The 23,731-nt window shown below is 64.8% G+C and carries 22 protein-coding genes; 8 read left to right on the top strand and 14 right to left on the bottom strand.

The window, feature by feature from the left end:
- Window positions 1-46: 46 nt before the first annotated feature.
- Together leuD and leuC are read right to left on the bottom strand one after the other, a co-directional pair.
- Window positions 47-643 (bottom strand): 3-isopropylmalate dehydratase small subunit, encoded by a 597-nt coding sequence (gene leuD, locus ASG45_RS10005; protein WP_055836584.1) that lies wholly within the window; start codon window positions 641-643, stop codon window positions 47-49.
- 1 nt (window position 644) lies between these two features.
- Window positions 645-2,165: a 3-isopropylmalate dehydratase large subunit gene (gene leuC / locus ASG45_RS10000; protein ID WP_055836580.1), complete on the bottom strand. Its 1,521-nt coding sequence runs from the start codon at window positions 2,163-2,165 to the stop codon at window positions 645-647.
- A 293-nt stretch (window positions 2,166-2,458) separates the two neighbouring features.
- On the opposite strand from leuC, the gene ASG45_RS09995 reads away from it, so the two are divergent.
- Both ASG45_RS09995 and ASG45_RS09990 read left to right on the top strand, forming a co-directional pair.
- Complete coding sequence (locus tag ASG45_RS09995; protein WP_055836577.1) at window positions 2,459-3,781, top strand: O-acetylhomoserine aminocarboxypropyltransferase/cysteine synthase family protein; 1,323 nt, start codon at window positions 2,459-2,461, stop codon at window positions 3,779-3,781.
- Window positions 3,778-5,091, top strand: coding sequence for an LLM class flavin-dependent oxidoreductase (locus ASG45_RS09990; protein WP_055836574.1), 1,314 nt, complete (start codon window positions 3,778-3,780; stop codon window positions 5,089-5,091). Before ASG45_RS09995 ends, ASG45_RS09990 begins: the two co-directional genes overlap by 4 nt.
- A gap of 204 nt (window positions 5,092-5,295) precedes the next feature.
- On the opposite strand, the gene ASG45_RS09985 is transcribed toward ASG45_RS09990, so the two are convergent.
- The gene (locus tag ASG45_RS09985) at window positions 5,296-6,351 is read right to left on the bottom strand and encodes a TerC family protein (RefSeq protein WP_055836571.1); all 1,056 of its coding nucleotides are present in this window, start codon (window positions 6,349-6,351) and stop codon (window positions 5,296-5,298) included.
- Between the two features lie 155 nt (window positions 6,352-6,506).
- On the opposite strand from ASG45_RS09985, the gene ASG45_RS09980 reads away from it, so the two are divergent.
- The 3 genes from ASG45_RS09980 (at window position 6,507) to ASG45_RS09970 (ending at window position 8,686) form a co-directional block, all read left to right on the top strand.
- Entirely contained in the window at window positions 6,507-7,061 is a 555-nt protein-coding gene (locus ASG45_RS09980) for an RNA polymerase sigma factor (RefSeq protein WP_055836568.1), read from the top strand.
- Window positions 7,058-8,140 (top strand): DUF4349 domain-containing protein, encoded by a 1,083-nt coding sequence (locus ASG45_RS09975; RefSeq protein ID WP_055836564.1) that lies wholly within the window; start codon window positions 7,058-7,060, stop codon window positions 8,138-8,140. Before ASG45_RS09980 ends, ASG45_RS09975 begins: the two co-directional genes overlap by 4 nt.
- Window positions 8,141-8,491: 351 nt before the next feature.
- Window positions 8,492-8,686, top strand: coding sequence for a helix-turn-helix transcriptional regulator (locus tag ASG45_RS09970; RefSeq protein WP_055836561.1), 195 nt, complete (start codon window positions 8,492-8,494; stop codon window positions 8,684-8,686).
- Between the two features lie 13 nt (window positions 8,687-8,699).
- On the opposite strand, the gene ASG45_RS09965 is transcribed toward ASG45_RS09970, so the two are convergent.
- Both ASG45_RS09965 and ASG45_RS09960 read right to left on the bottom strand, forming a co-directional pair.
- Window positions 8,700-9,281 (bottom strand): hypothetical protein, encoded by a 582-nt coding sequence (locus ASG45_RS09965; protein ID WP_156459427.1) that lies wholly within the window; start codon window positions 9,279-9,281, stop codon window positions 8,700-8,702.
- Between the two features lie 131 nt (window positions 9,282-9,412).
- Window positions 9,413-9,655 (bottom strand): hypothetical protein, encoded by a 243-nt coding sequence (locus tag ASG45_RS09960; RefSeq protein WP_055836554.1) that lies wholly within the window; start codon window positions 9,653-9,655, stop codon window positions 9,413-9,415.
- 7 nt (window positions 9,656-9,662) lie between these two features.
- Between ASG45_RS09960 and ASG45_RS09955 the strand changes: the two genes are divergently transcribed.
- Window positions 9,663-12,113, top strand: coding sequence for a hypothetical protein (locus tag ASG45_RS09955; protein ID WP_055836552.1), 2,451 nt, complete (start codon window positions 9,663-9,665; stop codon window positions 12,111-12,113).
- A 29-nt stretch (window positions 12,114-12,142) separates the two neighbouring features.
- Here ASG45_RS09955 and ASG45_RS16205 read toward each other — a convergent pair whose 3' ends face one another.
- Together ASG45_RS16205 and ASG45_RS09950 are read right to left on the bottom strand one after the other, a co-directional pair.
- Window positions 12,143-12,349, bottom strand: a complete 207-nt coding sequence (locus ASG45_RS16205) for a hypothetical protein (RefSeq protein WP_156459426.1) — start codon at window positions 12,347-12,349, stop codon at window positions 12,143-12,145.
- Window positions 12,350-12,369: 20 nt separating this feature from the next.
- Window positions 12,370-13,056, bottom strand: coding sequence for a hypothetical protein (locus ASG45_RS09950; RefSeq protein WP_055836549.1), 687 nt, complete (start codon window positions 13,054-13,056; stop codon window positions 12,370-12,372).
- Between the two features lie 188 nt (window positions 13,057-13,244).
- Between ASG45_RS09950 and ASG45_RS09945 the strand changes: the two genes are divergently transcribed.
- Window positions 13,245-13,829: a recombinase family protein gene (locus ASG45_RS09945; RefSeq protein WP_055836545.1), complete on the top strand. Its 585-nt coding sequence runs from the start codon at window positions 13,245-13,247 to the stop codon at window positions 13,827-13,829.
- A 136-nt stretch (window positions 13,830-13,965) separates the two neighbouring features.
- On the opposite strand, the gene ASG45_RS09940 is transcribed toward ASG45_RS09945, so the two are convergent.
- The 4 genes from ASG45_RS09940 to ASG45_RS09925 form a co-directional block, all read right to left on the bottom strand.
- Window positions 13,966-14,868, bottom strand: coding sequence for a hypothetical protein (locus ASG45_RS09940; RefSeq protein WP_055836542.1), 903 nt, complete (start codon window positions 14,866-14,868; stop codon window positions 13,966-13,968).
- A 44-nt stretch (window positions 14,869-14,912) separates the two neighbouring features.
- Window positions 14,913-15,935, bottom strand: a complete 1,023-nt coding sequence (locus ASG45_RS09935; protein ID WP_082516555.1) for a DUF4238 domain-containing protein — start codon at window positions 15,933-15,935, stop codon at window positions 14,913-14,915.
- Window positions 15,936-15,944: 9 nt separating this feature from the next.
- Window positions 15,945-16,640 carry a hypothetical protein gene (locus ASG45_RS09930; RefSeq protein ID WP_235561598.1) on the bottom strand — a complete coding sequence of 232 codons (696 nt, stop codon included), beginning with the start codon at window positions 16,638-16,640 and terminating at the stop codon, window positions 15,945-15,947.
- 134 nt (window positions 16,641-16,774) lie between these two features.
- Entirely contained in the window at window positions 16,775-21,538 is a 4,764-nt protein-coding gene (locus ASG45_RS09925; RefSeq protein ID WP_082516587.1) for a DEAD/DEAH box helicase, read from the bottom strand.
- Between the two features lie 196 nt (window positions 21,539-21,734).
- Here ASG45_RS09925 and ASG45_RS09920 point away from each other — a divergent pair, with 196 nt between their 5' ends.
- A complete protein-coding gene (locus ASG45_RS09920; protein ID WP_055836531.1) occupies window positions 21,735-22,229 on the top strand; it encodes a hypothetical protein in 495 nt (164 codons plus the stop codon).
- A 4-nt stretch (window positions 22,230-22,233) separates the two neighbouring features.
- Here ASG45_RS09920 and ASG45_RS16200 read toward each other — a convergent pair whose 3' ends face one another.
- The 3 genes from ASG45_RS16200 to ASG45_RS16195 are packed head-to-tail and all read right to left on the bottom strand — an operon-like array spanning window position 22,234 to window position 23,691.
- Window positions 22,234-22,716: a hypothetical protein gene (locus ASG45_RS16200; RefSeq protein ID WP_156459425.1), complete on the bottom strand. Its 483-nt coding sequence runs from the start codon at window positions 22,714-22,716 to the stop codon at window positions 22,234-22,236.
- Between the two features lie 46 nt (window positions 22,717-22,762).
- Window positions 22,763-23,260, bottom strand: a complete 498-nt coding sequence (locus tag ASG45_RS09915) for a hypothetical protein (RefSeq protein ID WP_156459424.1) — start codon at window positions 23,258-23,260, stop codon at window positions 22,763-22,765.
- Entirely contained in the window at window positions 23,254-23,691 is a 438-nt protein-coding gene (locus tag ASG45_RS16195; RefSeq protein ID WP_156459423.1) for a hypothetical protein, read from the bottom strand. Before ASG45_RS16195 ends, ASG45_RS09915 begins: the two co-directional genes overlap by 7 nt.
- Window positions 23,692-23,731: the final 40 nt, after the last annotated feature.

Here is a 23,731-nt window from a genome sequence, read left to right as displayed (position 1 = left end):
TTCGTGGACGAGGGGCGGCGAATCGAACCGATCGGGTCGATCGGATTCAGCGGACCGGGAGGGTCCGTGGCCGCCATGCCTCGCGGCGCGCCTCGAACTGCGTGATCTTGTCTTCGTCACGCAGCGTGAGCCCGATGTCGTCGAGCCCTTCGAGAAGCCGCCACCTAGTGTAATCGTCGATCTCGAACGAGACCTGGAGGTCGCCGACCGTGGCGGTCTTGGCCTGCAGATCGACGGTCATCTCGATACCGGGCTGCGCCTCGATGGCGGCCCAGATGCGCTCGACCTCGTTCTCGGTGATCACGCCCGTGACCAGGCCCTGCTTGCCCGAGTTGCCGCGGAAGATGTCGGCGAACTTGGGGCTCAGCACCACCTTGAACCCGTAGTCGCGCAGCGCCCACACGGCGTGTTCGCGGCTCGAGCCGGTGCCGAAGTCGGGGCCGGCGACGAGCACGGATGCCGAACGGTAGGCGTCCTGGTTGAGGAGGAACTCGGGATCCTGGCGCCAGTTGGCGAACAGGGCGTCTTCGAAGCCCGTCTTGGTGACGCGCTTGAGGTAGACCGCCGGGATGATCTGGTCGGTGTCGACGGCCGAGCGCTTCAGCGGGGCGGCGACACCGGTGTGGGTGCTGAACTTCTCCATGTCAGGCCTCCGCCCCGGTCGAAACGGTCTCATCGGTTCGGGCGGCACCGCCGGTGATCAGGGTGCCGTCGCTCGCGATCGCGTCGAGGTCGGCGGGGCTCGAGAGCGTGCCACGCACGGCGGTGGCCGCGGCGACGAGCGGCGACACCAGGTGCGTGCGGCCGCCCTTGCCCTGGCGTCCCTCGAAGTTGCGGTTCGAGGTCGAGGCGCAGCGCTCGCCCGGCGCCAGCTGGTCGGGGTTCATGCCGAGGCACATCGAGCACCCGGCGAAGCGCCACTCGGCGCCGAAGTCGATGAAGACCTTGTCGAGGCCCTCGGCCTCGGCCTCGAGGCGCACGCGCGCGGAGCCCGGCACGACCATCACGCGCACGTTCTCGGCCTTGGTGCGGCCCTGGATCACCGAGGCGAAGGCGCGCAGGTCTTCGATGCGGCTGTTGGTGCACGAGCCCATGAACACGGCATCCACGGGGATGTCCTTCATGGGGGTGCCCGCCGCCAGATCCATGTACTCCAGCGCCCGTTCGGCGGCCGCGCGCTCGTTCGGGTCGGTGATGTCGGAGGGGGTCGGCACGACGTCCGACAGCGACACGCCCTGACCGGGGTTCGTGCCCCAGGTGACGAAGGGCTCGAGGTCGGCGGCGTCGAGGAAGACCTCGGCGTCGTACACCGCACCCTCGTCGCTCGGGAGCGTGCGCCAGTACGCGACAGCCTCGTCCCAGTCCGTGCCCTGCGGCGCGTGCGGCTTGTCCTTGACGTAGGCGAAGGTCGTCTCGTCGGGCGCGATCATGCCGGCGCGGGCGCCGGCCTCGATCGACATGTTGCACATCGTCATGCGCCCCTCCATCGAGAGGGACCGGATCGCGCTGCCGCGGAACTCGAGCACGTAGCCCTGGCCGCCGTTGGCGCCGATCTTGGCGATGATCGCGAGGATGATGTCTTTCGCCGTGACGCCCGGGCGCAGGTCGCCCTCGACGGTGATGCCCATCGTCTTGAAGGGCTTGAGCGGAAGCGTCTGCGTGGCGAGCACGTGCTCGACCTCGCTGGTGCCGATGCCGAACGCCATCGCCCCGAACGCCCCGTGGGTGGAGGTGTGGGAGTCACCGCAGACGACGGTGACACCGGGCATGGTGAGGCCGAGCTGCGGGCCCACGACGTGCACGATGCCCTGCTCCTTGTCGCCCAGGGAGTGCAGGCGCACGCCGAACTCGGCCGCGTTGCGACGCAGCGTCTCGATCTGCGTGCGGCTGGTGAGGTCGGCGATCGGCTTGTCGATGTCGAGGGTGGGGGTGTTGTGGTCCTCGGTCGCGATCGTCAGATCGAGCCGGCGCACCGGCCGGCCCTCGGCGCGCAGACCGTCGAAGGCCTGGGGGCTGGTGACCTCGTGCACGAGGTGCAGGTCGATGTAGATGAGGTCGGGCTGGCCGTTCTCGCCCTTGACGACGAGGTGGTCGTCCCAGACCTTCTCGGCCAGGGTGCGAGGACGATCCGGAATGCGGATGCCGTCGATCGATGCGCTGCTCATGGTTTGCGTTTCTCCTCGGGAGGGGTGTGAGGCCCGCGACGAACTCCGCGACGAGATAGGCCTAGAACAAGGTCTCGTCGCGGCCGCTAAGGAGGAGGCCGGCGATCCGCACCTCGCCACGATACCACCGGCGACACCGGCACAGCCGTCGCCGCCGGCGTCGATCGCGAGGCCGTCGGCGGCGCGGGAGCGAGAACGCGCGGCGTCGACGACGTAACACGGCGCCGCACGTTTGGGCGCTCCCCGGCCCCGCGTGAAAGCCTGTCGACACGCCGCAGGAAGGAGCGTGCCGCATGGCCGCGAACGCAGAACCGGGATTCTCGACCCGACAGGTGCACGTGGGCGCCTCGACCGTGTCCGCGTCGCCGCGCGCGCTCCCGATCTACCTGACGGCCGGCTTCACATTCACCGATCTCGACGAGTCCGCCGAGCACTTCGGCACGGGCGCCGGCTTCGGCTACACCCGCACGGGCAACCCCACCGTCCAGGCGGTCGAGGAGCGTCTCGCCTCTCTCGAGGGCGGCGACCAGGCCGTGCTCGTCTCGAGCGGACAGGCCGCCGTCACCGTCGCCCTGCTCGCGCTCGCGGGCGCCGGCGATCACGTCGTCGTGTCGGAGCACATCTACGAGGGCACCCGCGGGCTCCTGCTCGACAACCTCGCCCGCCTGGGGATCGAGACGACCTTCGTCGACGCCTCCGACCTCGACGCGTGGCGGGATGCCATCACCCCGCGCACGCGCGCCTTCTTCGCCGAGACGCTCTCCAACGCCCGTAACGACGTGCTCGACATCGCCGCGGTCTCGACGATCGGGCGGCAGCACGGCATCCCCCTCGTCGTGGACAGCACGTTCACCACCCCGTACCTCCTGCGGCCCCTCGAGCACGGCGCGGCCGTGGTCGTGCACTCGGCGAGCAAGTTCCTCGCCGGCCAGGGGGCCGTGCTCGGTGGCGTCATCGTCGACGACGGACGCTTCGACGCGGCGGCCTCGGGGCACCGGTTCCCCCACCTCGTGCAGACCGACCGCCTGGGCGGGGCGAGCTACGCCGAGAAGCACGGCGGACGCGCGCGCGGGGCCTACATCCGCGAGAGCGTCGCCCCGCGGTTCGGTCCCTCGCCGTCGCCGCTCAACGCCTTCCTGATCGGCCAGGGCATCGAGACCCTCAGCCTGCGCGTCGAGCGGCAGTCGCAGAACGCCCTCGCCGTGGCGCGGTGGCTCCAGGAGCGCCCCGAGGTCGAGCGCGTCGACCACGTGGGCCTGGCATCGCACCCGCACCACGAGCTCGGTGCGCGCTACCTGCGCCGCGGCAGCGGCTCGGTGTTCACCGTGACCCTCCGCGGCGGTCTCGAAGCGGCCCGCCACGTCGTGCAATCGGTCGAGGTGATCACGCACATGACCCACCTGGGCGATGTGCGCTCGCTCGTGCTGCACCCGCAGAGCACCTCGCACGCCGCGCGCACGGTCGCCGAGCGCGAGCGCGCGGGGGTCTTCCCGGGCACGCTGCGCTTCTCGATCGGCATCGAAGACATCGACGACCTGCTCGCCGACCTCGCTCAGGCGCTCGACGGTCTCGCCGGGCTCTCGTCGGACGTCGAGCGAGAGGTGGTCGTGCTGTGAGCCGTCTGCAGCACTTCGGCTGGTTCCTCGCCCGCGGCTTCGGCCCCCACGGGTGGGGCCACCCCTACCTGCGGTGGAACCACCGGTGGACGCAGCCCGGGCTCTACCAGGACTCCGCCCGCACCCTGGAGCAGGCGGGCTTCGATCTGCTGATCATCGAAGACGCCCCCTCGCTGGGCAGTGCCGAGACCATCGACCTCCGCGTGCGCCACGCGTTCGGCGGCCCCAAGCACGATCCGCTGCTGCTCGCCCCCTACCTCTTCGCCGCCACGCGGTACCTCGGCGTCGTGCCCACGGTCAACCCGGCGGCGTACCTGCCGTACACGGCCGCCCGGCAGTTCGCGACCCTTCAGCACCTGAGCGGGCACCGCCTCGGGCTGAACGTGGTGACCGACACCGGCAGCGCCCGGCACTTCTCCCCCGCCCCGCAGCTCGGACACGACGCGGCCTACGACCGCGCCGAGGAGTGGCTCAGCGGCATCCGGGACCTCTGGCGCAGCTGGGGTGAAGGCGCGCTCGTCGAGGACGAGCGCAGCGGCGTCTACGCCGACGGGACGAAACTGCACGCCACGCGTCACCGCGGCGAGCACTTCGGCTTCGACGGTCCGCTGAACGCCGTTCCCTTCACCGACGGCGAGCCGGCGATCGTGTCACCCGGCGGATCCGGGCGGGGCCTGTCGTTCGCCGGGCACAACTCCGATGTGCAACTGGCGCTCGCCCCCCTCGACGAGGCGAGCATCCGCGCCTACCGCGGACGCATCCACGCCGCGGCGGAAGCCGCGGGGCGCTCGGCCCACGACATCAAGATCCTGTTCGCCATCCAACCCGTGCTCGTGTCGTCGCCGGAAGAAGCCGACCGCCTGGTCGCGGCATCCGCCCACCCCGACGACGAGGCGCTGATCGCGATCGCCCGCAAGCAGTCGAGCGACCTCGAGACCGATCTGACGGCCCTCGATCTGGACCGCCCGCTGGACCGGTCGATCTTCGGCGAGCACGTGTCGGAGGGCAGCATCCGGCGACTCGTCGGGAAGCACGACGACGACGCGCCGCTGCGCACACTGCTGGGCGCCCACGCACGCCTCGGACGACTGAACGACGGCAGCGGCTTCGTGGGGACGGCCGACGAGTTCGCCGACCGCATCGAAGAGCTCGGCACCTGGGGCAACGACGGCGTGCTGCTGTGGGGCGACCTGCACCCGGTCACCGTGCACCGCGTGCTCGACGACCTGGTCCCGATCCTGCGTCGGCGCGGCATTCTGCGCGAGGAGTACGTCGACGGCGGCCTGCACGCGAACCTCCGCGCGTTCTGAGCGCCCCGGCGCGACACCGTGTCCCACTTCGTGCAGGAAATCAGTCACCCACCCGCACAAAGTGGGACACGCCACAGAGCGCCGCCCCAGCCTCGCGCGTGATGTCCCACTTGGTGCAGAAAGACCGGCGTTCACCTGCACGAAGTGGGACACGCCCGCCTCGGGGCTGACGTGTGTGCCCAGGAGGGCGTGCGAGGCGAAACGTCAGTCGCGCTCCGGGTGCTCCACCGTCGTCGGGGTGCCCTTCTCGTCGGCGACGGCATCCTGTGCTCCGACGGCGGCGGGCTCGCGACGGGCGGCGATCAGGCTGGCGACGGTGGCGACCGCCATCGACACGATGATCACGGCGAGCGACACCCACGTCGAGATCTCGGGCGCCCACTCGATCGGCTCGCCGTTGTTGAGGAAGGGCAGCTCGTTGACGTGCATCGCGTGGAAGACGAGCTTCACGCCGATGAACGCCAGGATGAACGCGATCCCGTAGTGCAGGTACTTGAGGCGATCGAGCAGGTCGCCGAGCAGGAAGTAGAGCTGGCGCAGCCCCATCAGCGCGAAGAGGTTCGCGGTGAAGACGATGAACGGGCTCTGGGTGATGCCGAAGATCGCCGGGATCGAGTCGATCGCGAACAGCAGATCGGTGACACCGATCGCGACGAAGACGATGATCATCGGGGTGAACAGCTTCTTGCCGTCGACGCGCGTGACGATCTTCTTGCCGTCGTACGCGTCGCTCATCGGCAGGGCGCGGCGCAGCGTCCGCACGATGAGGTTCTCTTTCTGCGAGTCGCCGTCGTGTTCGGAGCCGGGGAACGCCTGGCGGATCGCGGTGTAGACCAGGAAGGCGCCGAAGAGGTAGAAGATCGGGCTGAAGTTCTCGATGATGGTGGCGCCCACGAGGATGAACGCCCCGCGCAGGATCAGCGCGATGATGATGCCCACCATCAGCACCTCCTGCTGATAGCGCCGGGGCACGGCGAACTGCCCCATGATCAGCACGAACACGAAGAGGTTGTCGATCGACAGGCTGTACTCGGTCAACCACCCGGCGACGAACTGCCCGGCGACCTCTCCCCCGGCGACGATCCACAGCACACCCGCGAAGATCAGGGCGAGCGTGACGTAGAACACGACCCACAGCGTCGATTCCTTCGCCGCGGGGATGTGCGGGCGCTTGAGGATGATGAGCAGGTCGGCGACCAGGATCAGCACCAGGACCACCAGAGTGACCGTCTGGAAGACGGGGTCGAGCTGCAGCTCCATGGCGGGGCCTTTCGTCGGGGAAACGCTCGATTCTATCGGGTGCCCGGCTCCGGCCCCGCCCCTCGTCCCCACCGGATGCGAGACGATCACGCGCGGGCGGACACCTCTCAGTGAGAGAGTGCTCACGGGAATCGACCGGGAGCGGGACGGATGCCATGACCCACGACGTCATCGACGACAGGGCCCTCGTGGCGCGCGCCGCCGGCGGGTCGGAGGTCGCGTACCGCGAGCTGTACCGCGCGTACGCGCGTCCGGTGTACTGGATCGCCTTCGGCCTGGTGGGCGACGCGAGCGACGCGGAGGACGTCGTGCAAGAGACGTTCGTCGTCGCGTGGCGGAAGATCCCGTCGTTGCGGTTGGAGGGGGCGTCGCTCCTCCCCTGGCTCGCGACGGTGTGCCGACTGCAGGCGCAGAACCGCCTGCGGGCGCGTCGGCGCCACGGATCGCACGCGGCGCTGGACGACGAGATCCCCGCGGCCGTCGACGTCGAGGCGCAGGTCGTGCAGGCCCAGACGGTGGCGGCCATCCTCGCGGCCGTCGACCGCCTGAGCGAGCTGGACCGCGAGATCTTCCGCCTGTGCGCCGCGGAGGGGTACGGCTACGAGGCCGCCGCCGCGGAGCTCGGCGTATCCCACGGCACCGTGCGCAACCGCCTCTCCCGTATCCGCTCCCGGGTACGCGCCACCGCGATGGAGACCGAGACCCCATGACCAGCCCCACCCTGCCCTCGCTTCCCGCGGATCGCGTGGATGCCATCGAGAACGCCGTCTTCGCGCGCATCGGCCACGAGCGCGACCGCGTGCGTCGACGCCGTCGCGGTATCTGGACGGGGGTCGGAGCAGCCGCCGCCGTCGTGGTGATCGCGGCCGTGGTCGGCCCCACCCTGACCACCTCCCAGAGCTCCGGCGGGTCTGCGGCGGCCGGCTCCGGCGCGGCCGAGGGCGCCCCGTGGGCCGGCGAACGGTTCGACGCCGGAAGTGTCGACAGTGCGCCCGCAGCCCCGGGCCAGGAGGCGGCCGCGGGGTCGGGCGCAGCGGGAGACTCCTCGGTCGCACTCGACGCGGGCACTCGAGACGCCGGCACCCGGGACATCGTCGCCACCGGGTCGAGCACCGTGGAGGTCGACGATCTCACCGCGGCGATCGACACGATCTCGGCCACGGCGACGAGCGTCGGCGGATACGTCGAGTCGTCCCAGCTGGGCGGTGGGGCGATGGGCCTGCCGATCGACGGCTCCGCCGCCGTGTCACCGACGTCGTCGGGCTGGATCACCGTGCGCGTACCCGCCGACACCCTCACCTCGGTGATGGACGGCCTCCGCGAGGTCGGCGAGGTCACGGCGACGAGCGTCACCCGCTCCGACGTGACCGAGCAAGCCGTCGACCTGCGTGCCCGGGTGTCGGCCGGAGAGGCCTCGGTGGCGCGCCTCACCGAACTCCTCGCCCAAGCGGCATCGGTGTCCGACCTCATCACCGCGGAGTCCGCACTCGCGGAGCGTCAGGCGCAACTCGACAGCGACCGGCAGGTGCTGCAGTCGGTCGAGTCGCAGGTGGCGATGTCGACGCTGAGCGTGCAACTGACCGAGCCCGCGGCATCCGTCACCGCCGACCCCGCCGGCTTCGGCGACGGGCTCATCGCCGGCTGGAACGGCCTCGTCGCGACGCTGAACGGCGTCGTCATCGGCCTGGGGTTCCTGCTGCCGTGGATCGCCGTCGCGGGAGTCGTCTTCGCCGTGGTCTGGGGGACGCGTCGCCTGGTGCGTCGGCGCCGCGCCGCGAGCGAGGACTGAGACGGGTTCAGGCCCGGAGCCGCGCGGGCGCGCCACCGAGGCGCAAGAAACCGAGACACGAAAAAGGCCCCGACCACATGGTCGGAGCCTTTTTCTCTGTGGTGACCCCAGCGGGATTCGAACCCGCGTTACCGCCGTGAGAGGGCTTTCGTAGCACTATCCGTGGGGTACTTTCTCGCCCAGTTCCGCGAGATTCCGGGCTTCCTGAGTCCGGTTGAGCTTCCTCGATTCCCCTCGATTCCGTAGTGGCGTGTCCAAAATGTGTCCGATTCCGAAGACTTCGCCCAACCCCGCTTCGATCCACTCATGTCCCGACCATGATGAGCGCGACCACGAAGAAAGGGACACCAAATGGACGACTTGATGAGCATCAACGAGGTCTGCGAGGAGTTCGGATTCAACAGGCAGCGGCTCGCAAAGATGCGCTTTCTCGGAGGGGCAAGCACTCCCCCGTTCCTCAAGCTCAGCCGCACCGACATTCGCTACCGCCGCGCTGACGTTCGCGCTTGGTTCGACAGCCGGAAGATGACCTCGACGGCTGCCTAGCTCTACTCGATCCTCAGCGACGCACGTCGAGTGAGATGCGGTCGCCGACCCACCCCAGCCGGACGCTCTCGATGCCAAGTATGTCGAGCGCGAGAAGTCGACCTTCCTCCGGGCATTCGAGGTAACTCGGATCAGCAATCAGCACGATCGCCTGAGCCGCGCAGTCCGCGAAGACCTCGCGCGGTTCGATGATGTCGTCGAACTCGCGGAACGGTGCCAGGTCAAGATCGTGCTCAAGGTCGTAGACATGAGCCGCCTCGTGGATCACGATCGTCACGAAGAGTCCCGGCTGGTCGAGCGCTATCTCTCCGAGACTCTGATCGAGGTGAATGATCTGCGGGTCGATGTCGCGAACGCAGGCGTCCGCGTCGGAAGGGCACACACGTTCAGCATCGAAGCGAATCTCGACTTCATACACGAGCAGGAGCGCGTGCTCCAGCGCACGATCCTCCACGTCCTGCGAGACGGTCGCGGGGCGCTCGTAGATCGCACCCTCGGTGGCAGTGAAACCACCCCAGAAGAGTGGTCGCACGATGACGACCAGCAGCAGGATCGCGACGCCCACAGCGACGAGGAAGCGGAGGTCGTTCTGCATGATCCAGGAGCCGATCCTGCGCATGATGAGTTCCGTTTCTGAGAAGGGTGAGACCCCGCCTGGCTGCACCAAGGATGAGAGTGCAGGGACGGGGTCTCGGCTCTGACACCACTCAGAGCTGTCTATAGGGACTAGCCGCAGACGGCGCGCAGCGCGTCGTTCTCAGCGGCAGTCGGGGCACGGTAGTTATCCACGTAGAAGCCCCAAATTTTCATCGAGACGTACTGAGCAGTGATCTCGGTGTTCAGCCCAGCGTCCATGCAATTTCCCGCACGGTACGCGATTGCGTGGGCGATTTCGTGTCGCACCACCTGGATCGCGCGATCTCCGCCCGCATCAGCGACGACATTCGCGATCTCGATCCGGTTGCGCATTCCGTAGATGACGAACTATCGCGACGGAGAACTCGTCGTCAACCTCGCCGGTGTAGCCAACGCGGACACCGTGCTGACGTTGACTGGCGCTGTCTTCACAGCGACCGGGACGAACACAATGTCGGTCAACGCGACCAATGGTCTTCGCATCCCCATTACGGGCAACTACTCGCCGTCCGTCGATGCCGGTCAGCCGACATACGACATCTCCGCGACCGGCACGGCTACCGTGCTCGGAAGCGGCTACAGCGAGTCTGTCCGGATTCTTCACTCGGACGGTCAGACAACCGCGACGGTCGGCTCACCGGCACCCGCGACGTTCGATCTCAGCGCAGGATCGGTGGCACCGATCATCATCTTCGATGCGATTGTGTCCACCGAGGCTCCGGTGTTCATCGCCGAGGGTGAGACCTTCACGGACACTCTGTTCGCGACGATCGCCAACCCGACCGATCCGGCTGCGAACCCGTGGCCGCAGGGCACGGGTGGGGAATACGTTCCTGTCGACGCTCGCGGCACGCTCTACGGTCCGTTCCTCGCTCTGCCCGACGAGAGCCCGACCGCACCGTCGTGGGCACCCGTCGCTGCGACCGACATCCCGGTCACTTTGAGTGGACCCGGCACCTACGAAGCGGACGCGGAGATCGGTGCTCTGGAGCCAGGCTGGTATTCGTGGCAGTGGTCTATCGAATCGGCTGACCAGGCACCCGAGGTCGCGACCTACATGCCCGCCGACTACAGCTTCACCGACACTTTCGCGCAGACGATCGAGTCCACGATCTCGCCATCGAAGATCGTCGCTGTGTCACAGGTTCCCGAGGCTGAGGTCGCCATCACCGACGAGGTCAGCGACTCGCTGACCATCGGTTCGTCCGGTGGCTGGATTCAGGCGGACGGCGCTCGCGTGCCGGTCACCTTCGACGGCACCGCATACTTCGTCGAGGGTGAGGACGCTCCGGCGATCTCCGACGAGGTTCCGGCTGGAGCCGAGGTTCTGGGTACGTCCCAGATCGTCGCCACCGGTCCCGGCACCTACGACAACCCGACGCCGTTCACCGCTCCGGCGCGTGAGGGCTACGTCGTGTGGGTCTGGGAGATCAACGAGGGTTCGCAGCCCGCTGAGTTCCAGGGCTACATGCTCGACTGGGCTGACCAGTTCGGTATCCCCGCTGAGATGACGAAGGTCGTCGCCCCGGTCGTCACGACCCACGCACGCACCGACGTTCCCGTGGGCGACCCGATCTGGGACACCGCTGTGGTCACCGGTCGCATCCCGACCGATGGTCTCGACCTGCACTTCGAGCTTTACGAGGCAACGAAGAACGACGCAGGCGAGTGGGTCTGTGAGGCGGGCAACCTCCTCTGGACGAGCACCCAGCAGACGATCGACGCTGAGGGCACCTACCAGTCCCCGAACGCTCCGGCACAGCCCGAGGGCGAGTACCACTGGGTCGAGGTCGTGACCACGCCCGGTGGCGAGGAAGTCAGCCGTGGAATCTGCGGTCTGCCGAACGAGACCACTAAGGTCGTCGTTCCCGAGGTGACCACGCAGGCGCAGCCTGCTGCGAAGCTCGGCGAGGAGCCCGGTCTGTTTGACGTGGCGACGGTCACCGGACCGATCGCTGAGTCGGGCTACGACCTGACCTTCGAGGCGTACAAGGTTCCCGTCGTCAAGGACGCTGAGACCGGCGAGTGGGCAATCGACTACCCCGAGGGCTTCGAGCCCTCGACGGAGCCGGGTGCCAACAACTTGCAGTGGGTCTGCGACGCCGAGCCGGTCTTCACGACCGCTGAGGCAATCCGCGTCACCGCTGAGGGCGAGTTCACCTCCGAGAGCTTCGTTCCCGAGGAGTTCGGCAAGTACCTGTGGGTCGAGACGCTGGCGTACAACCCGGAGGATGGCGAGTCCATCGAAATCCACCGTGGTGAGTGCGGCATCGCCGAGGAGTCCGCAGTGATCGTCGATGTGACCACCAAGGCGCAGACCGACAACGGCGACCAGACGGTCGACACCGGCGAGCAGGCTTGGGACAAGGCGATCCTCAACGGCTACGTGCCGGAGGGCGCTACGGTCACCATCGTCGGCTACCAGGCTTCGGACACGACTCCGGTCACCGAGGCTTGCACCGCCGAGACCCAGGTCTTCGAGTGGACGAGCGAGCCCCTGACGGGCGGCATGGCTGAGAACCTGGAGATCGACTCCGCCAAGTTCACGCCGGAGAAGCTCGGCACCAACACGAAGGTGTACTTCATCGAGACGACCAAGGACGCCCTGGGTCGCACGGTGAGCACCGGCGAGTGCGGTGAGCCGGACGAGACCCTGAGCGTGAAGGGCGACGGCACCATCGCCTGGACGGGCGGAGACTCTACCCCTGCTCTTTGGGTCGGTGGCGTCGCACTCCTCGCGCTCTTCGGAGCCACTGGGGTCTACATGATCCGCCGTCGCCAGACCGCGTAAGCCACCACGAGGGCAGGATGACCCCGGCGCTACGTTGCGTCGGGGTCTTCCTGTTCCATGCGCTCAATCTCACGAAGGATCGGTTCGATGTCGCCGTCTCCGGGTTCGAGGTTGATCGGAGTGCTCATCCACGAGCAACCGACCTCCGGGCAACCGAGGTAGAGACCAGCGCCCGACTCGTAGACCTGCACCATCGCGCCGCAGCGCGGGCAGATCGCAAGTGGGCTATCCGACATCTGTTCAAGATACTGCCCCGCTATCGCCTGATCTCAGCAACGTTCGCCGCGATCGCGCGCAAAACGTTCAGCAGGTTCTTATTCTGAGCGTCCGACGATGAGCCTTGTGCGGTAGAACCCGTCCCAGGGAGCGGGATCAACTTCGGGTACTCGGTCAAGTCGTACCGGATCGAGTCTTCGTAGCGCCGCACCGGTCGCTCGTCCCCTGGAACCCATTCATAAGAGAACGCGATGCCAGCAGCGACTGGTGTGCCCATGTGACCTCGCGGCGATGAGTTCTCGTCGGCGGGAAACTGCCAGAAGACGCGGCGATGCGCTCCGGGAGCGAGATCGAAGCCTGTGGCAAACAGCCGCCCAAGCGCTTCGCCGATCTCGTCGCCTTCTGACTGAGCTTGAAAGGTGTCGTCGACCAGGCTGACTTTGATGTTCCGAGCAGTGGTTTTGCCGTGGTTCTCGATGATGATGTCCATCGAGCCCGAACCTGCGATACCCGGAACGATCTCGATCCCAACATACGGACGCGTGCGAGCTTCGCTATTCTTCGCCTCCTGGATCGCAGTGTCACGCATCTGTCGAGCAGTGAGTCGCAACTGCACCACGGTGAAGACGATCGCGACGAGAGCGACGACGACACCGACGAGGGTCGCGATCGCCTCGATCCACGTTGGGACGAGGTCGGCAGGGGGTTCGGTCGCGAGCATCCACATGGATTCAAGCTAACCCGGCGCTCCGACATCTTCCGACCATGATGACCGCGAGGCGGCGTCGCAGAAACAAATGTATGTGCGACAGGCGGAATGTACCGAGTAGTCGAACCTGACACGATCGCATTTCTGTCTCACAAGTCGTCTCACATCTATGAGCGTCTCGGAATGCGCTCGAAGGGGATTGTGAGATGGCACACCTCGCCTACCTGCGCGTGAGCACGAGCGACAAACAGACAACTGACAGTCAGCGCGCTGCACTAAGCGCCCTCGGCATCGAGCGGTGGTTCGAGGATATCGGCGTCTCAGGATCGACCCCGGTCGAGCAGCGCTCCGGGTGGATGGAGTTGCGCGCCTACGCGCGACGCGGGGACACCGTCTGCGTCGATCGCCTGGATCGCATCGCACGTTCGGTCACCGGACTGGTCGGCACCGTAGAGGTATTTGCGGATGACGGCATCGCGATCCGAAGCGCTGCCGAGTCGTTCGACATTGACCCCTCCTCTCCCACCTCGAAGCTCCTGCTCACGCTCCTCGGTGCGGTCGCGGAGTTCGAGCGATCGCTGATTCGCGCTCGTGTCCGAGAGGGTCTTGACGCCGCACGTGCGAATGGCACACAACTCGGTCGTCGCCCTGCGCTCAGCGACGATCGGTTGCGTGACCTCGCTCTCGCGATGGCTCATCGCGGCGACCAGAGCGCAGCCAAGGTTGCCTCACGGTTCGGCGTCTCGCGCGCAACCGCTTACCGCGCAGTGGGTCAGTTTGGCTCAGTATGAGTTACGACAAGGATCGACTCACACGCGAGAAGGTCGATCACATCCGCGCGATGAACCACCTGGGGGTGACCCGCGCAGAGATCGCCGACGCGGTCGCCTAACCGCGTTCGATCGTCTCGCGAGTGATCCTGACGAGTCAGCCGGAGACCCGCGAGCCGCCGTGCGACAGTCGCAACAGGATCGCGCCGACAACGTGAACCGTGAACCAGGCATCCTCACGGCTCGCCTCGTCGGCGTTGTGCGCGTCACCGGTGTTGCTCCGGTCGGCAGACGCCCACCGGCACGCCTTGTCGATCGTCTGGAGCAGCGGGGCGTCATGCGACGCGATGATGCCCTTGCTCTTCGCCGAGGTCGTGAGGTCGCCGAGTTGGTTGCCCTCAGCGCCAAGGTGTACTAGTGCTTCCTGGAGCGCGGTGCCCGCATCGGTGATCGCGTCCGCTCCATCACCGCGCGCGATCTCGGAAAGCGCGCTCTGGTAGCTCTTCTCTACCCGCTCCCATCCGGGCTTCGCAAGAAGACGCAAGACGGGCTCCACCACCTCAACGTGAAGTTCTCGTGATGCGAAGGGCACCATTTCACCATCGATCAGTTCGAATGCGATCCGATCCTCGGCGAGGACGCGGTTGATCTCACGGATGAGCGAGGCATTGAAAGGGATTCGAGAGCCGCCATGTACGAGCCCCGAGGCGAAAGCTTGACGAGCGGCTTCTTGCTCGAACGCGGTGGCGTACCCCTCCATGAACGCCTCGATCACCGAGGGAACCATGTCATCGTCGCACTCAGTGAGGTAGCGGAAGAAGTGCTGTCGCGAATCCCCTTGACCGTTGCCGAAGAGCGCAAGTTGACCAAGGTCTGCAAGCAGGACGCGCTTCGCTGCCTCGATCGCGCGATAATCGCTGCCTCCATCGCTGTGCGCCATCACCAGCAGTAGTCGGTTCCGGGTTTCGGTGGAGAACGACTCCGTCCAGAAGGACTCGCCCTGACGTTCGCGCTCTTCGAGCGCAGCAAGCTCGCGACGACGCTTGAAGAGTGGGGACATGATTTACCTACCTGTTCAACCTATGGCTCGACAACAACTTCACGTTAGGCGTGGTTCTCTGCGCGGGGGAACATCGGCTCCCCGTTGAACTCGATCCGCTCGCCCACCATTTGCACACCAAGCAAATCGGGCTCAGGAAGGTCGCTCGGAACGAATCTCGCATCGTCGGGGTGGTGGTAGACCCACTCCCGAGCGCCGCGCACGGTCATCTCGTTGAACAGCTTCTCGACGGCTGCCGTGCCCTGCATCGTCTGGTCGAAGTGACCCGCGCGCACGCGCTCGACCGGTATCAAACCTGCGAACACCATCGGGTCGGACATCATGATGCCGACCTTGCGCGTCAGCGGGAACGTGATTCCCCACGCGCCCATGAAGCCAACGCCGCCCCACGGATTGTCGTCTTCATCGTCGGGGTGCGGGATGAGCCCGACCGGTGAATCCGAGACGATCAGCGATCGCTGAGCGAAGCGATGCACCGTCCAGGGGCGACCCGAGATGTACGGCAAGAGCCCTTGCGCCGTGGTGACGATGTGCTTGACGAAAGCGAGGTTGGTCATCGGGGCGAGGACTGCTCCGGGCTCCATGACCCGATCCCAGAGCGCTTCGAGCTCGTCGTTCGTGGGCTCGCGTTCCGCCTCTTGAGCGACCTTGCGTCGCAGCGCTTCCTTGCCGCCCGCACCGATCTGCATTCTCAGCGCCTCGCTCGCGACGTGCTCCATGCTGCGCTTCGTCTCGGGTCCGCGAGCGGCTTGGAGCGCGATGAAGAACGCGAGCCCGTTGCGATCCTCTTCGCTCAGTCGCGCACGTCCCTCCACGATCTGACGGATGATCCGGCTCGCGTCGGCTTCCACCTCACCGAGGGACTTCTCGAATGCGTCAGGTGCTTGCCCCTCCGCTTCGACCGAGTAGAGGTGCTTCTTTGCTGCGACACTCTTCGTCGTCGCTGTGAACGTCGTGTCACCAGGTAGGCGAACGGCAGTAATCAAGTCTTTGTCCGTTGCGAACCCGCGCAGCAGCATCCGGGGAACATAGTGGTGCCACTTCGCCGGGTTAGGTTCCGCACCCATTGCGATCGCCTACTTCCGATGAAGCGGGAACCGACGCCGACGCCGCAGGTAGGAGTCCTGCATCATCCAGTCATCGAAGAACTCGGTGAACACGGGGAGACCTCGCGCGTAGTCCAGGGACGCGATCGTCCGAGACAAGAACCGAATCGGTCGGATAGCGAGGAGCATCCCCTCGACTGCAACCCACTCGTCAAGCTGTGTCTGCACGGTCATCGCTTCGTAAGAATTGAGCGCCGCGCCGCTCAGAGAGGTGAAGTCCAGAATCGCCAGTGGAATGTTCTCATCCATATACCGCGCCATCGAGCGATTCATGGCTTCCTGCCGCTCCCGCGCAGGCGACCGCCGCCGCTCGGGGGCTTCTGCTCGAACGATCGTTACCCATCTCGCGATCGGGTCGTCGATCGTCACGCTGTCGCCCTGAGCAAGCCGGTTGAGGTTGTAGTAGCGGTCGGTCTCGGCGAACTTCGTGAGGAATCGGACGACTGCTTTCGAGCCTGCGTTCGAGGACGGCGCGTCATCGAGCGACACCCCTCGCGCGGTCGCAACATCCTCAACTGCTCGCACGAGACGCTTGAGATCGTGACGATAGCGCTCGACTTCGCCCGGAGCCATGAACGTGCCTGTTCGGGCGTAGTGATCCGCAACCAGGATCAGCTTTCCGATCCGCTCAACACCCTGCGCGAGTCCGAGGAATGCTTCGTACATGCGCCCCGGATCGCCCGAAGAGGACAGACGAATCGAGGTCGTTCCCGCCCCCAACAGGGCTCGCGAGAGGTAAGCCTCCTGTGAGATCGCGCGTTGAATCGCGCTCTGCTGCGCGCGGCTCCCCATCGAGGGAGTCACGCGCCGACGACCTCCAGAGACGGCAACCCGTTGACGATCTTGACCGTCTCGACACTCACCGTCGTGATCCTCTTGATGAGGTCGAGGATGTAGCGCGGATCGCCGTGCTCGTCACCCCAAGCGTTCGGATCGTTGACGATGCCCGACGCCTTGTCGGTCTTCACCTGATACCGCTCAATGATCCAGTCGAGCGCAGAGCGAGAGCCGAGCAGGTACTCCTGCGCCTCCTCCGGGATGCCAGTGAGGGTGATGCTGTCGTTGTAGATGATCGTCGTCTTGTTGTCCTGGCGACCCTCCTTCGCGTAACGCATCTTGGTCACACGAAGCGAGGCGTTCGGCGTGACGTTCTCGATCAGCGGGTAGGGCTCGACGGTCTCGTAGTTCAGGTGAAGCTCGGACATCGCACGACCGGCTTCGACGAACTGCTTGAACGCCTTCACCTTCGGGATGCGCGGGAGCATCTTCTTGAGGTCAGCCTCGAACTCTGCCCGGTACTCGCGCGAGTGCAGCAGCCCATAGACGTAGAAGAAGATGTCGTCCTTCGTCACGCCCTTCCCGAACGACAGTCGATAGTCGGTCAGAATCTCGTCAGTGATGTTGTCGATCCGCTCGAACCCCGCCTCAACCGGGGCAGTGAGCTTGCCATCCATCTCATCGAAGACGCCCAGCGTGCCGTCCTCGGGAAACAGTGTTGAAGGGTCGTTCTCTACCGCACGATAGGTGTAGCGCGAGAAAAATTGACCGCCGCTACCTGCCCCGGTGACATGAAGGTCGGGTATGCAGTCGAGCATCAAGACTGAGAACGGGACTGCGGAACTCATGCCGACGACATACATTCCAATGTTCGGGGTTGAAGCGTCGGGGAAAACCAACGCCAGCTTCCCGCTCATGGCGTTGAACACCGGGTTGTAGTAGGAAAGCTGCTTCGAGAACGGACGGTAGGCAACCAGACGCCCTAACGAGTCTGGGGCGAAGTCAGCGCTTCTGCCTTTCTGGAGTCGAGCTAGGAGGTCGCGGCTCCAGTTGACCTTGGTTGCATCATTCGACACGAAATCACGCGGCTCGCCTTCGCCACCAGAACTCTTCCAGCGCTCGACTTCGATGTTGTAGTTCGCGATGAGGCGCTTGACGTTGTCGGTCAGAGCCTCCCTGGAGTAGTTGTAGACCCATGCGTCGCGTGATGTGACCAAGCCATGCGAGTAGGTTGCGAAAAATCGAGCCTCCCGCGACTTCTGATCTTTGGTCGCAATCGGTGGGAACCCAGCGAAGGTCGCATCGCGCTGCGCGACCCAGTCACCTTCGGGAGAGGGTTCTATCTGCCGCCAAGAAACTCCGGACGCAGATCTCAAATTCCCTATCTTGGCGAGCTTCTGGTCTCGCGTCAGATAGTCGCCGATGTCTTGGTAGTAGAGCTTCGCTGGCGAAGACCCAGCCGGGTTCTTCACGAACAGTGCGACGGCAATCGTGGCGCGCGAGCCCTGCCCGAAAACGTTGTCTTTCTCCTGCTGTCGGCGCTCGCCGGAAGTACGCGCATTGCCTCGGAGGTTGAAGATGTACATGCTCGTGAACTCGTCGACCAGACTAAGTCGAAGTCCATCAGCCGTGTTCGCGTCCAGATAACCACCGTTGGAGACGTAGGCGATGACCCCTGAATCACCGATGCGGTCGGATGCCCAACGAATGGCTCTGATGTACGAGTCGTAGAGGTTGTACTTGAGGGTTGCCGTGCTCCGCTTCGCGTAGGTATCCCGAATCCGCGAGTCGAGTGTCTTGTACACGTTGTTCTTGTTGGCATCGTTCTCCGACTTTTGCGCGGCAGAGTACGGCGGGTTGCCGATGATGACACGGATGTCGCGTTCCTTCTGTGCGATCACTCGGTCGTTGTTCGCCTGGAAGACTCCCATGTCATCAAGTTCGTCGTCGTCCTCGAACATTTGAAAAGTGTCGGTCAGAACGATTCCATCAAACGGCACGTACTCGCCGCCTCGAAGCGAGTGGTATGTCTCCTCGATGTTGATCGCAGCGACGTAGTACGCGAGCAGCACGATCTCATTCGCGTGCAACTCGTAGCGGTACTTCCGCGCTAGGTCGTGCGGCTTGATGAGACCCGACTGGAGCAGCCGGACGATGAAGGTGCCGGTTCCGGTGAACGGGTCGAGGACATGTACCCCTTCGTCGGAGATGGATGTATCGAACTCGTCACGCAGTATGTCGTTGACTGAGTGGATGATGAAGTCCACTATCTCGTTCGGGGTGTACACAATGCCGAGCTTTTCGCTCGTTCTAGAGAACGCTGTCGAGAAGAACTTCTCGTACAACTCTTTGACGATCGTCTGCTTCGCCGCCGCGTCGTCGATGCCCGCTGCGCGCACCCGCACGGACTCGTAAAACGACTCCAGTTTCGTCGTCTCGTTTTCAAGGTTCTCGCCGTCGAGCACACGAACCATCGCGTTCATGACCTGCGAGACAGGGTTGTTCTCGGAGAACGCGTAGCCCTCGAATAGTGCGTCGAAGACGGGCTGGGTAATGAGGTGCTGCGAGAGCATCTGCACCGCGTCATCGTGCGAGATATCAGGGTTCAGATTGAGCCGCAGACCCTCAGTGAACGCCTCGAACTCGTCGCGAATCAGTTTGTTGTCACCTTGAACGAGCGCGTTGATCCTCTCCGAGTGGGCTTGCGCGATCGCCGCGACATCCGTTGCCCAGTTCTCCCAGTACCGCCGCTGACCGACCTTCTGGACGATCTTGGAGAGGATCGCGTCACGCCAGGCTTCGATCTTCGAGAAGTCAAGCTGCAGAGCGCCTTGCACCTTGTCTGCTCCCTTGGTCGCCGAGTCCTCCTCGTTATCGCTCTTGCCCCCGCCCGCACCGATCACATCAACCATCAGACGGTTGGTCTTCTTCGTGAGGTCGATCTTGTTGACCTCAGCGTCGAACCGCTCGTCGTGGGCTCGGAGCGCCTGGAGCACCTGCCAGACGACGCGGTACTTGTCGTTGTTGTTGAGCGCTTCGTCAGGTTCGACACCACCAGGAATCGCGATCGGGAGGATCACATACCCGAACTTCTTGCCTGCCATCTTGCGCATGACGCGACCGACTGACTGCACCACGTCGACCACGCTCTTGCGAGGGTTCATGAACATCACCGCGTCAAGCGCAGGAACGTCCACGCCTTCCGACAGGCACTTCGCGTTCGAGAGGATTCGGACAGTGCTGTCCGGAGACGCTTCCTTGAGCCAATCGAGCTTCTCGTTGCGCACGAGCATCGACTGCGTCCCGTCAACGTGACGCGCTTCCGCGTGAAGCAGGCGCGAAGTGTCCTCGCCCGATCCCTCGATGCGCCCAATCTCTCCCTCGACTACCTGCTGGAATGCGTCCGCAAGCTTGCGAGAAGTTGCGATGTCCTTTGCGAACATCACTGCACGCTGCATCGGCAGCGGGTCGTCCTCGTACTCGCCAGGGATCACCGAGCGCTTCGAGAGACCGTTCCAGGTGCCGACGATCTTCGCGGTATCCTCCATCGCGAGTTCGTAGCCGTCCTGGGACATCAAGGATTGGAACTCCCGCGCGACGAACGTCTCATCGACGGCGAGCACGAGAACCTTGTAGTCAGTGAGTCGTCCCATGCTGACTGCCTGTCCGAAGCCGAGGCGGTGGAACTCAGGTCCGTAGACCGCCTCGTCGTCCATGTCGGCGAGCTTCGCGCCGATCTCCCCCGCCTTCTTGCGGGTGCCGTCCGAGAAGATGCGCGGGGTCGCGGTCATGTAGAGGCGCTTCTTGCCCTGCACGAAGCTCTGATCGTGCACCTTCATGAACGCGGACTCGTCATCGTCCGACATCGCAGCACCGGTCGTCCGGTGCGCCTCGTCGCTCACAATCAGATCGAACTCCGGGAGCCCCATCCCCTGCGCCTTCGAGATCACGGGGAGCGACTGGTAGGTCGAGAAGATCACCGTCAGCTTGTCAGAGCCATCGCCCTGTGAGAACTGCTTGACGAGCGCCGATGCGTTCGTCGTCGCGGGGAAAGCAAGGTCGGTGACAGGGATGTCTTCCTCGGTGCGACGCTTACCGACCGACACATCGGAGCAGACCGCGAAAGAGCGCATCGGCACCTCTGCCTGGATCGTCCACTCCTTGAGCGTCTGAGACAATAGCGCGATTGACGGCATGAGGAACAGGACGGTGCCGCCCAGCGGGACAACCTTTTCCGCGAGCCGGAGCGAGGTGAAGGTCTTGCCCGTCCCGCACGCCATGATGAGCTTTCCGCGATCACGGTCTGTGAATCCTGCAACGACATCGTCGATCGCGACGCTCTGATAGTCGAACGGCGTCTTGAGGCGCTTCTTCTCGAGCTTCGTGGGCTCGTTCCAGACGAATTGCGACCAGTCGATCGACGAGTCATCGAGGTCTTGCACACGCAGGCGCTCGACAGGGATGGACTGCCCCGAGATTGCGTCTTCTGCGTTCTTGCCCCACTTGTCGGAGGTCGAGATCACTAGGCGCGAGGTGAACTCAGGAGCACCGTTCTCGGTCATCTTCCCGGACGCGGAGAGAAACGAGTCGAGCATCGCCTTCGTGACCGTGGTCGTAGGAGCGAAGAACTTGCACTGGATCGCCGTGAGGTCGCCGGTGTCACGGTTGCGCGCGACGAGATCGACGCCAGTGTCGGTGCGGTTGCCACGCTCGGGGTACTCCGACCACAGCCAGACCTCGTCGTACAACTCGGCGTACTGTGGCTCGGTTCGCAGGAACGCCTGCATCAGACGCTCAAAGTGCGCACCCTTGTCGTACTCGTCGAACGCGACCTTTCGGTACTGCTCTAGAACATCGTGGATGCTACTTACGTGTACGTCGTCGTTCGACACAGGTGCGCTCAATTCGTCCGGGGAAGCCTCAAGCTCAATCTATCGAGTGGCTGCGACGACTCCGGGTCGACGCTTCGGTTAGTCTGCGAACGTGTCCGACGATCTCTCAGCACTCAGCGCGCGACAACTGCTCGAACGCATCGAGGATGCCCTCCGTGAGTTGCTTCGACGTGGCATCGTCCGAAGCCGAAACGCGCCGCTCGGTGACGTTGCGGAACGCATTGTGTGGATCGCTCGCGGCGGCATGTTGGAACCGAACTCCACGAAGTCGCACGACGTGACGACGGTCGCGGGCGACCGCATTCAGGTCAAAGCGCGGATCATGGCGGGCACCGGAGGTAAGTTCAGTCAGTTCAGATCGTTCGACTTCACGAGCGCTATCTTCTTGACATTTGATCCTGCAACGCTCGACATCACCTATGCGCGCGAACTCACGAGCGACGAGGTCACGGGTCATGGCTCGACAAGCGGGTGGACGAATGCGACGACGCTGACGGGCGCTCGCGTAAAGACACTTGGGGTGGATGTCACCGAGGAGATGCGAAATGCGTACGCACGACTCGATGGGGTCATCGCTTCCGCGTGAACCCCTAGCCGATGCCGCGAAGAACGTCGTAGGCAGCACGGAACGTGGCGGTCACGTCACGCCCGCTTGCCTTCGCGCGACCCATCGGAAGTCGAGGACCGTCAGCGTGAGGACTCACGAGCGATCGAAGTTCCTCGACCTCGTACTCTCGTGCCCAGTCGAGTTCGTTGTTATCACGATCGAAGCGAATGCATACCGCCAGATCGAAGTCCAGCGAGTCAAACTGAAACATGCGGCTCACGCCTGGCGGCAGCGTACGGGTCTTCACCTGAACGAGCCGCCCCTGTGCATCCGTGAGGTCGTACGCCCGTGTTCCCGGAGGCGGTAGCGTCCCTCCGTAGACCGCAAGCGCGAGCCCTTCACCGACCTCGCCCTGAATCGCGCCAGAGGTGCGCGAGACACCACGCCTCCCGAACTCGCGCTGGATGCGTGCGTGAAGATCAAACAAGTCTGAGAGCGGCAGCGCTTCGAGGTCGAGATCGGTCACATTCTCACGCTAGCGGCGTGACTTCTCCGAGCACCCGAGGCGCGCATCAGAAGGGTTCCTCGTCCGGCAGCACCTCATCGTCGTAGACGCCGGTGGGGAACGCGACTATCGCTGCGTGCTCGATGACGCTTGCGGCGATCACCTCGACTTCCACCATCTCGCCGAGTCGAATCTGGAAGCGATGCTCGCGGTCTGCCGCGAGTTCGAGACGCAGACGTTCCACGCGCTCGTTCTCGGCGACCGCGTGCCACAGCATCCGCGTACGCAGGCGGTCTGACGCGATGCGATCCCGCGTGCTCGTGCGAACTCCGATGTAGGCGAGGCGCTGCTGGATTCCGCGCGCCCAGTTGGACAGCACCGTGTCGGGCGGAAAGCAGATGATGGTCTCGGCTCCGGGGAGCCACTTCGACACCTCATAGCTCAGCCACGCGCACACATCGACGACGTGGTCATCGTCGGCGAGGAATGGCGTCGCGAATGCTGACGATTCGATGACCACGAGACCCGGCAGCCGAAGAGTTGGTCGCTGTCGCGGACTCACCACCCTGCACCAGTCTTACGCGCGTATTCGAGCAATGGTGCTTCGACATCATCGACCGGCGGCGGATCAACACGGAATCCGCAAGGCATCAGCGCGATCGGGATCGAGGCAGCACGGAGGCGATCGCGGTGCCCGTCAATCGCAAGGAACCACCCGACCGCCGCCCCTCGCGTCTGGCGCAGACGAGAGTCGGTGACGACCGCCCCGGAGACCGCAGCGGCGGATGCCGACGTTGAACCAACGATGTCGTCGGGCGAAAAGAGTTCGACTCGACGACGCACCGTGGGCGACAGCAGCGGAGGAAGGATCACGACGGTGTCCAGTGGATAAATGCACCGGACGCGGCTCAACGCATCGGAGAGTTCATTCACCCATGCCTCGGTCGTCGAAGGCATCCCGAGGACGCGGGCATCGAGCCAGAACGCGGCAGACATTGAGACTCCGGAAGAAGAGGAAGAGGCGGTGTGAGCAGGC

The sequence above is a fragment of the Microbacterium sp. Leaf436 genome (assembly GCF_001424715.1).
Taxonomy (GTDB): Bacteria; Actinomycetota; Actinomycetes; order Actinomycetales; family Microbacteriaceae; genus Microbacterium.
This window is presented reverse-complemented; position numbering and strand designations above follow the sequence as displayed.

Coding starts and splice junctions, on each gene's coding strand:
- leuD (WP_055836584.1), bottom strand. CDS start 643: ATGGAGAAGTTCAGCACCCACACCGGTGTCGCCGCCCCGCTGAAGCGC.
- leuC (WP_055836580.1), bottom strand. CDS start 2,165: ATGAGCAGCGCATCGATCGACGGCATCCGCATTCCGGATCGTCCTCGC.
- ASG45_RS09995 (WP_055836577.1), top strand. CDS start 2,459: ATGGCCGCGAACGCAGAACCGGGATTCTCGACCCGACAGGTGCACGTG.
- ASG45_RS09985 (WP_055836571.1), bottom strand. CDS start 6,351: ATGGAGCTGCAGCTCGACCCCGTCTTCCAGACGGTCACTCTGGTGGTC.
- ASG45_RS09980 (WP_055836568.1), top strand. CDS start 6,507: ATGACCCACGACGTCATCGACGACAGGGCCCTCGTGGCGCGCGCCGCC.
- ASG45_RS09975 (WP_055836564.1), top strand. CDS start 7,058: ATGACCAGCCCCACCCTGCCCTCGCTTCCCGCGGATCGCGTGGATGCC.
- ASG45_RS09970 (WP_055836561.1), top strand. CDS start 8,492: ATGGACGACTTGATGAGCATCAACGAGGTCTGCGAGGAGTTCGGATTC.
- ASG45_RS09965 (WP_156459427.1), bottom strand. CDS start 9,281: ATGCAGAACGACCTCCGCTTCCTCGTCGCTGTGGGCGTCGCGATCCTG.
- ASG45_RS09960 (WP_055836554.1), bottom strand. CDS start 9,655: ATGCGCAACCGGATCGAGATCGCGAATGTCGTCGCTGATGCGGGCGGA.
- ASG45_RS09955 (WP_055836552.1), top strand. CDS start 9,663: ATGACGAACTATCGCGACGGAGAACTCGTCGTCAACCTCGCCGGTGTA.
- ASG45_RS16205 (WP_156459426.1), bottom strand. CDS start 12,349: ATGTCGGATAGCCCACTTGCGATCTGCCCGCGCTGCGGCGCGATGGTG.
- ASG45_RS09950 (WP_055836549.1), bottom strand. CDS start 13,056: ATGTGGATGCTCGCGACCGAACCCCCTGCCGACCTCGTCCCAACGTGG.
- ASG45_RS09945 (WP_055836545.1), top strand. CDS start 13,245: ATGGCACACCTCGCCTACCTGCGCGTGAGCACGAGCGACAAACAGACA.
- ASG45_RS09940 (WP_055836542.1), bottom strand. CDS start 14,868: ATGTCCCCACTCTTCAAGCGTCGTCGCGAGCTTGCTGCGCTCGAAGAG.
- ASG45_RS09935 (WP_082516555.1), bottom strand. CDS start 15,935: ATGGGTGCGGAACCTAACCCGGCGAAGTGGCACCACTATGTTCCCCGG.
- ASG45_RS09930 (WP_235561598.1), bottom strand. CDS start 16,640: ATGTACGAAGCATTCCTCGGACTCGCGCAGGGTGTTGAGCGGATCGGA.
- ASG45_RS09925 (WP_082516587.1), bottom strand. CDS start 21,538: ATGCAGGCGTTCCTGCGAACCGAGCCACAGTACGCCGAGTTGTACGAC.
- ASG45_RS16195 (WP_156459423.1), bottom strand. CDS start 23,691: ATGTCTGCCGCGTTCTGGCTCGATGCCCGCGTCCTCGGGATGCCTTCG.